Origin of the sequence: Pseudomonas sp., assembly GCF_026224925.1 — a bacterium.
Taxonomy (GTDB): Bacteria; Pseudomonadota; Gammaproteobacteria; order Pseudomonadales; family Pseudomonadaceae; genus Aquipseudomonas.
Map to the genome: position 1 here is coordinate 1 of NZ_JAMFRV010000186.1, position 12280 is coordinate 12280.

Consider the following 12280-nt stretch of genomic DNA (forward strand, 5'->3'; position numbering starts at 1 on the left):
GTATACGCAAGAATTTGTTGTATCAGGTAGCGCTGGACAAGCAAAAAGGCGCATAAACGAACGGCCGCAGTTTGAGCGCTAAAGTACGGGGAACGTATTAAAGCTTGTTCTTGACGGTCTGTGCCGCTAACCTTGTCGGCGGAGAGTCGATTGGACAGTCGCTGCCTTCTATTGTTCCGCAATAGAGGGGGGAGGAAAGTCCGGGCTCCATAGGGCAGAGTGCCAGGTAACGCCTGGGAGGCGCGAGCCTACGGAAAGTGCCACAGAAAATAACCGCCTAAGCACTTCGGTGCCGGTAAGGGTGAAAAGGTGCGGTAAGAGCGCACCGCACGTCTGGCAACAGTTCGTGGTCACGGTAAACCCCACTCGGAGCAAGACCAAATAGGGTTCCAAGGCGTGGCCCGCGCTGGAACCGGGTAGGTTGCTAAAGACGTCCAGTGATGGCCGTCGTAGACGAATGACTGTTCACGACAGAACCCGGCTTACAGATCGACTCTCCACCTTTTCCCCCCTCGCTTTATTCGCAGCACCCGCCCATCCGTAATACCAAAAAGATCTTACTCTTGATAATTCACATTAACTTCGAGCCTCAGGTCTCTGAGCTCGCTAGAGTTTGCCCGTCAAAACAATCTAAAAATTGTTCTTTCACCTGTTTTTCCCCTCGTAAATCTCCGATCTGTAAGGGAATTCCTTCCGGCCGTGCCTTGACGGTGCGGTAGGTGCATTCATATAGTGTGCACAAGTGGCGAAAAGTGGCGTGAAGTGGGTTTTTTCAACGCAAAAAGATAACAATTGGAGACCGCGCCTGTGTTTCGTGGTGCTAACGCAATCAATCTTGACGCAAAGGGTCGCCTCGCTATGCCGAGCAGGTACCGCGAAGAGTTGGATTCGCGTAGCGCCGGACAGTTGATTGTAACAATTGACGCGGTTGACCCTTGCTTATGTCTCTACCCGTTATCTGAATGGGAACTGATTGAAGCGAAATTACGTGACTTGGCCACATTCCGTGAAGAAAACCGTCGTCTGCAGCGGCTGTTGATCGGGAATGCGGTCGATCTTGAACTTGATGGCAGTGGCCGTTTTCTGGTGCCGCCGCGACTACGCGATTACGCGAAATTGGATAAGCGCGTGATGTTAGTTGGCCAGCTAAATAAGTTTCAACTGTGGGACGAGGACGCCTGGAACGCGCTTGCTGAAGCGGATCTGGCGGCCATTCAACAACCGGGCGCGATGCCTGATGAACTGCGTGATTTGATCTTGTGACTATGACTAGCGGCTTTACCCACATCACCGTACTGCTCGAAGAAGCTGTAGAGGCTCTCGCGGTGCGTACCGATGGCTGCTATTTGGATGGCACATTCGGGCGCGGCGGACACAGCCGTTTGATATTGCAGCATCTCGGCCCCGACGGGGTATTACTCGGATTCGACAAAGATCCTCAAGCGATTGCCACTGGGCAAGCGCTAGCGGCCGAAGACGGCCGCTTTGTCATTGTGCAACGTAGCTTTGCTGAGCTTGGCGCGGAAGTCGAAGCTCGCGGTCTGGCCGGTAAGGTCAACGGGGTGTTGCTCGACCTCGGCGTCTCGTCGCCACAGTTGGACGACCCGGAGCGCGGCTTCAGTTTCATGAATGACGGTCCTTTGGACATGCGCATGGACCCGAGTCGCGGTGTTAGCGCGGCAGAGTTCATCGCCACTGCGTCAGCTGAAGAAATAGCCCGTGTGTTCAAAGAGTACGGCGAAGAGCGATTTGCCAAGCGCATGGCCAATGCCGTCGTCCAGCGCCGTGAGACCCGGCGCTTCGAGCGCACAGGCGATCTCGCGGAAGTGCTCAAGGTCGCTAATCCGGCATGGGAAAAAGGCAAGAATCCAGCGACCCGTGCATTTCAGGGTTTGCGTATTCACGTTAACAACGAACTTGGCGACCTCGAAGCCGGGCTTGAAGCTGCGCTGGAAACACTCGAAATCGGCGGCCGATTGGTCGTGATCAGTTTCCATTCGTTGGAAGACCGTATCGTCAAATTGTTCATGCGCAAGCTCGCCAAAGGCGAAGCCGACAATATGCCCCGGGACTTGCCGATCCGCTTCCAGGCGTTCGACCCGAAAATCAAAATCCACGGCAAGGCGCAATTCGCCTCCGAAGCAGAAACCAAAGCCAACCCGCGTTCGCGTAGCGCTGTCATGCGCGTGGCGGAGAAGCTTCGGTGAGCCGGTTAGCCCTCAAGCCTTTGCCTACCGGCAGTTTCTTTATGCTGTTGTTGTTCATCGCCGTATTGATATCGGCGGTGGGCGTGTCCTACAGCGCGCATTGGAACCGGCAGTTGCTTAACTCCCTGTACAACGAATTGAGTGTGCGTGATAAAGCGCAGGCGGAGTGGGGGCGGCTGATTCTTGAGCAGAGCACCTGGACTGCCCACAGCCGAATCGAAACCCTGGCCACCGAACAACTGAAGATGCGCATCCCAAGTGCTGCAGAAGTTCGAATGGTGGCGCCATGATGAAGCTCGAAGGCGCCCTCTATCCCTGGCGTTTTCGCGTAGTGGTGGGTTTGCTTGCGATTATGGTGGCTGCAATTTGCTGGCGGATTATCGACCTGCAGGTTGTCGACCATAAATTCCTCAAGGAACAGGGCGATGCGCGCAGCGTTCGTCACATCCCGATCCCGGCGCATCGTGGTCTGATCACCGACCGTAACGGCGAGCCTTTGGCCGTAAGTACTCCGGTAACGACCCTGTGGGCCAACCCCAAAGAGATGCAACTGGCGAAAGAAAAATGGCCAGCATTGGCGGCTGCCCTCGGCCAGGACGCCAAGCTGCTGACTGATCGCCTTGAAGCGCAGGCCGACAAAGAGTTTATCTACCTGGTCCGTGGCCTCACGCCGGAGCAGGGGCAAGTCGTATTGGATTTGAAGGTCCCAGGCGTTTACGGCATCGAAGAGTTCCGGCGTTTCTACCCGGCCGGCGACGTCACCGCGCACATGGTGGGCTTTACCGACCTCGACGATCATGGTCGGGAAGGTGTGGAGCTGGCATACGACGATTGGCTAGCCGGCGTGCCCGGTAAGCGACAGGTAATCAAGGACCGACGTGGTCGGCTGATCAAAGATGTTCAGGTCACCAAAAACGCCAAGGCCGGGAAGACCTTGGCTTTGTCTATTGACCTGCGTCTGCAATATCTGGCGACACGCGAACTGCGCAATGCCATCCAGGAAAATGACGCGAAAGCTGGCAGCCTTGTGATCATGGACGTGAAGACGGGCGAAGTGTTGGCCATGGTCAACTCGCCAACGTACAACCCGAACAACCGTCGCACCATGGTGCCAGCCGCCATGCGCAACCGCGCAATCATTGACGTGTTCGAGCCTGGCTCGACCATGAAACCGATATCCATGACCGCAGCGCTGGACAGCGGCCGCTGGAAGCCAACCGATAAAGTTGAGGTTTATCCGGGCACGCTGCAGATCGGTAAATATACGATCCGTGACGTGACTAAAACCGAAGGCCCGATCCTCGATTTGACTGGCATCCTGATTAACTCCAGTAACGTGGGCATGAGCAAAGTGGCCTTCGACATTGGTGGTGAGGCGATCTTCCACGCTATGCAGCGCGTTGGCTTAGGGCAATACACCGGCCTTGGCTTCCCGGGCGAGCGTGTGGGTAATCTGCCGAACTACCGCGAATGGCGCAAAGCCGAGACCGCGACTCTGTCTTACGGTTACGGCCTGTCGGTCACGGCGTTGCAGCTGGTGCATGCTTATGCTGCGATCGCCAACAATGGTCGCATCGTACCGTTGACCATCCTGAAATCAGACACGCCACCGGTAGCTGTTCAAGCTATTCCGGAAGCCACCGCGAAAACCGTGCAGGGCATGATGCAGCAGGTGATCGAAGACTCACGCGGCGTATACCGTGCCCGGGTGCCGTCGTATCACGTGGCAGGCAAAAGTGGTACCGCACGTAAAACAGCGTCGGGAACCAAAGGCTACGAAGAAAACGCCTATCGCTCTCTGTTTGCCGGCTTTGGTCCGATGAGCAACCCGCGTTACGCCATCGTTGTGGTAATCGATGAACCGGGCAAGGCGGGCTACTTCGGTGGCCTGGTATCGGCGCCGGTGTTCAGCAAGGTAATGTCCGGCACGCTGCGATTGATGAACATTACCCCGGATAATCTGGCGGCGACGCCAACCCAGGAGCAAGTCAATGCCGTGCCCGCTGTTAAAGGAGGGCGTGGTTGATGTCTTTTAGTCTAAACAAGATTTTTGCCCATGCCGACCGCGATCTGTTGATTCGCGAGTTGACCCTCGACAGCCGTAATGTGCGCCCTGGCGATCTGTTTCTGGCGATCCCGGGCGGCAAAGTCGACGGTAGGGAACACATTGCCGATGCCCTAAAGCGTGGCGCGGCCGCAGTGGCCTATGAAGTAGAAGGCGCAACCGTACTGCCGATTACCGACACACCATTGATTCCGGTGAAAGGTTTGGCGGCGCAGCTGTCCGATATCGCCGGTCGCTTCTATGGTGACCCGAGTCGCAGATTGAATTTGGTGGGTGTCACCGGTACCAATGGTAAAACCAGTGTCACTCAGTTGATCGCGCAAGCGCTGGATCAATTGGGCCAGCATTGCGGGATCGTCGGCACGCTGGGCACAGGCTTTTACGGTGCGCTGCAAAGCGGCCGTTTGACCACGCCAGACCCGATCGCCGTACAAGCAACGATGGCTGACTTGAAAAAAGCCGGTGCTCGCGCCGTGGCGATGGAAGTCTCATCCCATGGCCTTGACCAGGGTCGCGCAACGGCATTGGCGTTCGACGTGGCGGTGCTGACCAACCTTTCTCGTGATCATTTGGATTATCACGGCACGATGGAGGCTTACGCAGCAGCCAAGGCCAAGTTGTTTGCCTGGTCCAACCTGCGTTGCCGAGTGATCAACCTGGATGACGACTTCGGCCAGCAGTTGGCCGCCGATAAGCATGAATCACGTTTGATTACGTACAGCGTCAAAGACGCCCGCGCGGCGCTCTATTGCCGTGACGCGGTTTTTGACGACGATGGTGTGCGCGCCACATTAGTAACTGCCCAAGGCGAGCACCATCTACGCAGCAGCTTGTTGGGCCGTTTCAACCTGAGCAACGTCCTGGCTGCCATCGGCGCCTTGATGGGGTTGGATTATCCGCTGGACGAAATCATGAACGTGCTGCCGACACTGGAAGGTCCGGTCGGTCGCATGCAGCGTTTGGGCGGCGGCACCCAGCCATTGGTGGTGGTCGATTACGCACACACCCCTGACGCCTTGGAAAAAGTACTCGAAGCTCTGCGCCCGCATGCCAAAGGTCGCTTGATGTGCCTGTTCGGCTGCGGCGGTGACCGTGATCGCGGCAAGCGCCCGTTGATGGCAGAAGTCGTCGAGCGGCTGGCGGACACTGTCCTGGTGACCGATGACAATCCGCGCACAGAAGCGCCGTCGCAGATTTTCGACGATATCCGTAAAGGTTTCGTTGCTGTTGATAACGCTACGTTCGTCGCAGGTCGCGGCCTGGCCATTGCGCAGTTGATCGCCACTGCGCAGGCGACTGATGTGATTGTGTTGGCGGGCAAGGGCCACGAGGACTATCAGGAAATCGACGGTCAACGTCTGCCTTTTTCCGATCTTGATGAAGCTCGCAAAGCCTTGGCTGCATGGGAGGTGGCGCATGCTTAAGCCTCTGACCTTCGCCGAATTAGTCGCGCCACTCAGTGGCCGTCTGGTCGGCACCGATTGCACCTTTACCGGGGTGAGTATTGATAGCCGCAACATCGTTCAAGGCCAGTTGTTCATTGCACTGACCGGGCCTAATTTCGACGGTCATGATTACCTCAGTGACGTCGCCGCTAAAGGTGCCGTGGGTGCATTGGTCGAACGTGAAGTGGCGGGCAGTGCGTTGCCGCAACTGGTTGTTGCGGATGCGCGTCAGGCGCTGGCGCAACTCGGTGCCTTGAACCGCAATGGGTTTGATAAGCCTGTCGCAGCAATCACGGGTTCCAGCGGCAAAACCACCACCAAAGAAATGCTCGCCAGCATCTTGCGCACACGCGGTTCGGTGTTGGCCACTCGCGGCAATTTGAACAACGAATTGGGTGTTCCCCTGACGTTGCTTGAGCTGTCGCCGGAACACGCAGCAGCGGTTATCGAGCTGGGTGCTTCTCGGCTGGGTGAAATCACCTTTACGGTTGGGCTGACCAAGCCTCGCGTCGCCATCATCACCAATGCCGGTACTGCCCATGTGGGCGAGTTCGGCGGACCAGAGAAAATCGTTCAGGCCAAGGGCGAAATTCTCGAGGGGCTCGACGCCACCGGCACCGCGGTGCTCAATCGGGACGACAAGGCATTTGCTACTTGGCAGGCGCGAGCCGATGGGCGCCAGGTGCTGAGCTTCGCCTTGAGTGATGACACCGCAGACTTCTATGCACGCGACCTGACGCGTGATGCACGCGGTTGCCCTAGTTTCACATTGAAGGGGCCATCGGGTTCGGCGTCCGTTCAGCTCAATCTGCTGGGGGCTTACAACATCGCCAATGCGCTTGCGGCTGCGGCGGCTGCGCATGCGCTGGGCGTAACGCTGGACGGCATTGTTGCCGGCTTGAACGCTGTGCAACCGGTCAAGGGTCGAGCAGTGGCGCAATTGGCCACTAACGGCATTCGTCTGATTGATGACACTTACAACGCCAACCCCACTTCAATGTGCGCAGCCGTTGATATACTCGCCGGCTTTTCCGGTCGCACCGTCTTGGTGCTCGGAGACATTGGTGAGTTAGGCGAGTGGGCCGAGCAGGGCCATCGTGATGTGGGCGCTTATGCCGCAGGCAAAGTGTCGGCGCTTTACGCGGTTGGACCGCTAATGACTCACGCCGTGAACGCGTTCGGCGAGCACGGTCGTCACTTCGCAAATCAGCAAGACCTGATCACAGCGCTTGGCGCCGAGCAGGACACCAATACCACCATTTTGATTAAAGGTTCGCGCAGTGCGGCGATGGAAAACATCGTCGCTGCTTTGTGTGGTTCTAGCCAGGAGAAACATTAATGCTGCTGCTGTTGGCGGAGTATCTACAACAATTCTACAAAGGCTTCGCGGTCTTCCAATACCTGACCCTGCGCGGGATCCTCGGCGTGCTTACCGCATTGTCGCTCTCGTTGTTCCTGGGTCCGTGGATGATTCGAACCTTGCAGAACCGCCAAATCGGCCAGTCAGTTCGCAATGACGGCCCACAGTCGCACTTGGCAAAGTCGGGCACCCCGACCATGGGCGGCGCACTGATTCTGTCGGCTATCACCGTCAGTACTCTGTTGTGGGCTGACTTGAGCAATCGCTATGTGTGGGTCGTAATGATTGTCACCCTGTTGTTCGGTGGCATCGGTTGGGTTGATGACTACCGCAAAGTCATCGAGAAAAACTCCAAGGGCTTGCCGAGCCGCTGGAAATATTTCTGGCAGTCGGTATTCGGTCTCGGCGCCGCGATCTTCCTCTATTCCACCGCGCCATCCGCAGTGGAAACCACGCTGATCGTGCCGATGCTCAAGGATGTCAGCATTCCGCTTGGCGTTGGCTTCATGGTGCTGACGTACTTCGTCATCGTCGGTTCCAGCAACGCGGTCAACCTGACGGATGGCCTCGATGGCCTGGCGATTCTGCCTACGGTCATGGTCGGTGGCGCGCTGGGCATTTTTTGCTACTTGTCGGGTAACGTGAAGTTCGCAGAGTACCTACTGATTCCTTACGTCCCTGGCGCCGGCGAGCTGATCGTCTTCTGTGGCGCGTTGATTGGCGCGGGACTGGGCTTCCTCTGGTTCAACACCTACCCAGCACAAGTGTTCATGGGCGACGTCGGTGCACTGGCACTCGGCGCAGCGCTGGGCACCATCGCCGTCATCGTTCGCCAGGAAATCGTGTTGTTCATCATGGGCGGCATTTTCGTGATGGAAACCCTGTCCGTGGTTATCCAGGTTGCTTCATTCAAGTTGACCGGCCGCCGTGTGTTTCGCATGGCGCCGATTCATCACCACTTTGAACTCAAAGGCTGGCCCGAGCCGCGTGTGATTGTCCGTTTCTGGATCATCACCGTGATTCTCGTGTTGATCGGCCTTGCCACCCTGAAGCTGAGGTAGAAAGAGTGTCTCTGATCGCTTCTGACCACTTCCGCATCGTTGTCGGCCTCGGCAAGAGCGGCATGTCCCTGGTTCGCTTTCTAGCGAGCCGGGGCGTGTCGTTTGCTGTGGCTGATACGCGGGACAATCCACCTGAGTTGGCGACATTGCGCGAGCAATACCCGCTGGTGGAAGTGCGTTGTGGCGAACTCGACGTGGAATTTCTGTGCCGCGCCGACGAACTGTACGTGAGCCCCGGTCTGGCGCTGGCTACCCCTGCGCTGCAGCAAGCGGCGGCCCGTGGCGTGAAGTTGTCGGGCGACATTGAGCTGTTCGCGCGTAACGCGAAGGCGCCGATCGTGGCCATCAGCGGTTCCAATGCCAAGAGCACCGTAACCACCATGGTCGGGGACATGGCTGTTGCAGCAGGCAAGCGAGTTGCAGTCGGTGGCAACCTCGGCACGCCGGCGCTGGACTTGCTCGACGACTCGATCGAGTTGTATGTGCTTGAACTTTCCAGCTTCCAGCTTGAGACCACCGACCATCTTGGCGCTGAAGTGGCAACCGTGCTTAACGTCAGCGAAGACCATATGGATCGCTACAGTGGTTTGCCTGCTTACCATTTGGCCAAGCATCGGATCTTCCGTGGTGCGCGGCAGGTGGTGGTTAATCGGCAGGATGCGTTGTCGCGGCCGCTGATCGGCGAAGGCTTGCCGTGCTGGACCTTCGGCTTGAACAAACCCGATTTCCACGGTTTCGGTTTGCGCGAAGAGAACGGCGAAAAATACCTCTCCTTCCAATTCGAAACCTTGATGCCGGTTCGCGAACTGAAAATTCGTGGCGCACACAATTACTCCAACGCCTTGGCCGCGCTGGCACTGGGTCACGCGGTCGGCTTGCCGTTCGACGCGATGCTCGACAGCTTGCGCGCGTTCACCGGCTTGGCGCACCGCTGCCAATGGCTGCGCGAGCGTGACGGTGTCAGTTATTACGATGACTCCAAAGCCACCAACGTGGGCGCTGCTTTGGCCGCTATCGAAGGCTTGGGCGCAGACATCAGCGGCAAATTGGTATTGATCGCGGGTGGCGACGGCAAAGGTGCTGATTTCTCTGCACTGAGTGCACCGGTTGCTGCACATTGCCGTGCCGTGGTGCTACTGGGCCGCGATGCTGAGCTGGTCGCGCAAGCACTGGGCAATGCAGTTCCTTTAATTCGCGTCAAAACACTGGAAGAAGCCGTGCTGCGTGCTGCCGAAGTCGCTCAGGACGGGGACGCCGTGTTGCTGTCGCCTGCCTGCGCAAGCCTGGATATGTTCAAGAATTACGAAGAACGTGGCCGCCTGTTCGCTCGCTCAGTGGAGGCCTTGTCATGATCCTTGGCGTGATTCGACCTTACCCATCCCCACTGATCAGCGGCCGCGGCATCGACGTCGACTTTCCGATGCTCGCTGGCTGCCTAGCGCTGCTCGGCCTGGGCTTGGTGATGATCACCTCCGCCTCTTCGGAAGTGGCTGCAGTACAGTCTGGCAACCCGCTCTACATGATGATTCGTCACTTGATTTATCTGGTAATCGGCCTGGGCGCTTGCGCGGCGACCATGATGATTCCAGTGTCGACCTGGCAGCGGTTGGGTTGGCTGATGTTGATCGGTGCCTTTGGCTTGCTGGTGGTTGTGCTGGTGCCAGGGCTGGGTCGTGAGGTTAACGGTTCCATGCGCTGGATCGGCTTCGGCATGTTCAACGTTCAGCCGTCGGAAATTGCCAAAGTTTTCGTGGTGATTTTCCTCGGCGGCTATCTGGTTCGCCGTCAGCAAGAAGTCCGCGAAAGCTGGATGGGCTTCTTTAAGCCCTTCATTGTGTTGCTGCCCATGGCCGGTCTGCTGCTGATGGAACCGGACTTCGGTGCCACCGTCGTGATGATGGGCGCCGCGGCGGCCATGTTGTTTTTGGGCGGCGTTGGCCTGTTCCGTTTCACCTTGATGGTGGTCCTGGCCGTAGCCGCCGTGTTTGTGCTGGTTCAAGCCCAGCCTTACCGTATGGCGCGTCTGATTACCTTCACCGACCCGTGGTCCGATCAGTTCGGTTCTGGCTACCAATTGACCCAAGCCTTGATTGCCTTCGGGCGTGGCGAGTGGTTTGGCGTCGGTCTGGGCAACAGCGTGCAGAAGCAGTTCTACCTGCCCGAAGCGCATACCGACTTTGTGTTCGCCGTGCTCGCTGAAGAGCTGGGCGTAGTGGGCTCACTGTTGACCGTGGGACTGTTCGTATTCGTCAGTATCCGAGCGATGTACATCGGAATGTGGGCTGAAAGGGCCAAACAATATTTCGGTGCCTACGTCGCCTACGGCTTGGCGTTCCTGTGGATTGGTCAGTTCTTGATCAATATCGGGGTGAACGTCGGGCTGCTACCGACCAAAGGCCTGACCTTGCCGTTCCTCAGTTACGGCGGCAGTTCCTTGGTCATTTGCTGCGCCAGCCTTGGCTTGTTGCTGCGCATCGAATGGGAAGCGCGAACCAACACCGGCAGTGAAGAAACAGAATTCAATGAAAGCGACTTCGCTGAGGAGTCGAATCATGGGCGCTAACGTGCTGATCATGGCAGGCGGGACCGGCGGGCACGTGTTCCCGGCGCTGGCCTGTGCGCAAGAGTTTAAAGCCCGTGGTTACAGCGTCCATTGGTTGGGTACGCCCCGCGGTATCGAGAATGAATTGGTGCCGCAGGCAGGCTTGCCGTTGCACTTGATTAACATGACCGGCTTGCGCGGCAAGGGTGTGCTCGCGCTGTTCAAAGCGCCGTTTGTGTTGCTTAAAGCATTCATGCAGGCGCGCAAGATTGTTCGTCAGCTGCAGCCGGTCTGCGTGCTGGGTTTCGGTGGTTACGTCACCGGCCCTGGTGGACTGGCGGCAAAACTGGCCGGTATTCCGGTGATCATTCATGAGCAAAACGCGATTGCCGGCACCGCCAATCGCAGTCTGGTGCCGTTTGCCAGTCGCGTGTGCGAAGCGTTCCCGGACACCTTTTCCAAGTCGGCCAAACGCCGCACTACCGGTAACCCGGTGCGTAGCGAGCTGTTCCTCGAAACGCCGCGCCAGGCATTGGCCGGTCGTAAAGCGCGGCTGCTGATTCTCGGTGGCAGCCTCGGTGCCGAACCGTTAAACAAATTGCTGCCCGAAGCCTTGGCATTGCTGCCAGTGGAGTTGCGCCCTGAGGTGTTCCATCAGGCTGGCAGAAATCACGACGTCATTACCGCAGAGCGCTATCGCACTGTCGGTGTCGAGGCGCAAGTGGCGCCCTTCATCAAAGACATGGCCCAAGCCTATGGCTGGGCCGACCTGGTGGTCTGTCGCGCAGGCGCGCTGACCGTCAGTGAACTCGCGGCAGCTGGTCTGCCGTCACTGTTGGTGCCATTGCCCCACGCAATCGACGACCACCAGTCCCGTAACGCCGACTATTTGGCCCGCGAAGGTGCTGCTTTCGTCATGCCACAAGCGACAACTGGCGTAGCCGAAATGGCTGCACGCCTGAAAGAGGTTTTGATGCAACCGGAACAACTCAACAGCATGGCCCTGACGGCGCGCCGCCTGGCCAAACCTGATGCAACACGCACCGTGGTCGAAATCTGCCTGGAGGTGGCCCATGGTTGAGAATCAACGCGCGATGCCCCAGCCAGAAATGCGCCGCATCCGTCGTATCCATTTCGTCGGTATCGGCGGCGTGGGCATGTGCGGAATCGCCGAAGTGTTGCTCAACCTGGGTTATGAAGTGTCGGGTTCAGACCTGAAAGCTTCCCCGGTAACTGAACGCCTCAAGTCGTTTGGCGCACATATTTTTATCGGTCATGCGGCCGAAAACACTGCGAGCGCCGATGTGCTGGTGGTTTCGAGTGCAGTGAACACCACTAACCCGGAAGTGGCCAGCGCTCTGGAGCGTCGCATTCCGGTAGTGCCACGCGCTGAAATGCTGGCTGAGCTGATGCGCTACCGTCACGGTATCGCGGTCGCCGGCACCCACGGCAAAACCACCACGACCAGCCTGATCGCTTCGGTGTTCGCGGCCGGTGGCCTGGACCCGACCTTCGTGATTGGCGGCCGTTTGAACGCTGCTGGTACTAACGCGCAGCTCGGCACCAGTCGTTATCTGATTGCCGAAGCCGACGAAAGCGA

Annotated in this window: 11 protein-coding genes and 1 other RNA gene; all 12 read left to right on the forward strand. The window is 57.9% G+C overall.

The genetic code is table 11. The annotated features are described in order from the left end of the window. The first annotated feature begins 142 nt into the window (after positions 1 to 142). Positions 143 to 501, forward strand: an RNA gene (rnpB, locus tag M0974_RS07925) — RNase P RNA component class A. Positions 502 to 807: 306 nt separating this feature from the next. Further along, a complete protein-coding gene (mraZ, locus tag M0974_RS07930) occupies positions 808 to 1263 on the forward strand; it encodes a division/cell wall cluster transcriptional repressor MraZ (protein ID WP_297834992.1) in 456 nt (151 codons plus the stop codon). 2 nt (positions 1264 to 1265) lie between these two features. Then, positions 1266 to 2207, forward strand: coding sequence for a 16S rRNA (cytosine(1402)-N(4))-methyltransferase RsmH (rsmH, locus tag M0974_RS07935; protein WP_297835011.1), 942 nt, complete (start codon positions 1266 to 1268; stop codon positions 2205 to 2207). Continuing rightward, positions 2204 to 2497 carry a cell division protein FtsL gene (gene ftsL, locus M0974_RS07940; protein ID WP_297834994.1) on the forward strand — a complete coding sequence of 98 codons (294 nt, stop codon included), beginning with the start codon at positions 2204 to 2206 and terminating at the stop codon, positions 2495 to 2497. Before rsmH ends, ftsL begins: the two co-directional genes overlap by 4 nt. Then, a complete protein-coding gene (locus M0974_RS07945) occupies positions 2497 to 4233 on the forward strand; it encodes a penicillin-binding protein 2 (protein WP_297835015.1) in 1737 nt (578 codons plus the stop codon). Before ftsL ends, M0974_RS07945 begins: the two co-directional genes overlap by 1 nt. Further along, positions 4233 to 5696, forward strand: coding sequence for a UDP-N-acetylmuramoyl-L-alanyl-D-glutamate--2,6-diaminopimelate ligase (locus M0974_RS07950; protein ID WP_297834996.1), 1464 nt, complete (start codon positions 4233 to 4235; stop codon positions 5694 to 5696). Before M0974_RS07945 ends, M0974_RS07950 begins: the two co-directional genes overlap by 1 nt. Continuing rightward, positions 5689 to 7056 (forward strand): UDP-N-acetylmuramoyl-tripeptide--D-alanyl-D-alanine ligase, encoded by a 1368-nt coding sequence (gene murF, locus M0974_RS07955; protein ID WP_297834998.1) that lies wholly within the window; start codon positions 5689 to 5691, stop codon positions 7054 to 7056. Before M0974_RS07950 ends, murF begins: the two co-directional genes overlap by 8 nt. Continuing rightward, on the forward strand, positions 7056 to 8138 hold the full coding sequence (gene mraY, locus M0974_RS07960; RefSeq protein WP_297835000.1) for a phospho-N-acetylmuramoyl-pentapeptide-transferase: 1083 nt from the start codon (positions 7056 to 7058) through the stop codon (positions 8136 to 8138). Before murF ends, mraY begins: the two co-directional genes overlap by 1 nt. A 5-nt stretch (positions 8139 to 8143) precedes the next feature. Beyond that, positions 8144 to 9490, forward strand: a complete 1347-nt coding sequence (gene murD, locus M0974_RS07965) for a UDP-N-acetylmuramoyl-L-alanine--D-glutamate ligase (protein ID WP_297835002.1) — start codon at positions 8144 to 8146, stop codon at positions 9488 to 9490. Further along, on the forward strand, positions 9490 to 10701 hold the full coding sequence (ftsW, locus tag M0974_RS07970) for a putative lipid II flippase FtsW (RefSeq protein WP_297835018.1): 1212 nt from the start codon (positions 9490 to 9492) through the stop codon (positions 10699 to 10701). The genes murD and ftsW overlap by 1 nt, the downstream gene beginning before the upstream one ends. Next, on the forward strand, positions 10691 to 11761 hold the full coding sequence (gene murG / locus M0974_RS07975) for an undecaprenyldiphospho-muramoylpentapeptide beta-N-acetylglucosaminyltransferase (protein ID WP_297835005.1): 1071 nt from the start codon (positions 10691 to 10693) through the stop codon (positions 11759 to 11761). Before ftsW ends, murG begins: the two co-directional genes overlap by 11 nt. Next, positions 11754 to 12280: Mur ligase domain-containing protein (locus M0974_RS07980; RefSeq protein WP_297835008.1), on the forward strand; the 527-nt coding region annotated here is incomplete at its 3' end. The genes murG and M0974_RS07980, both read left to right, overlap by 8 nt.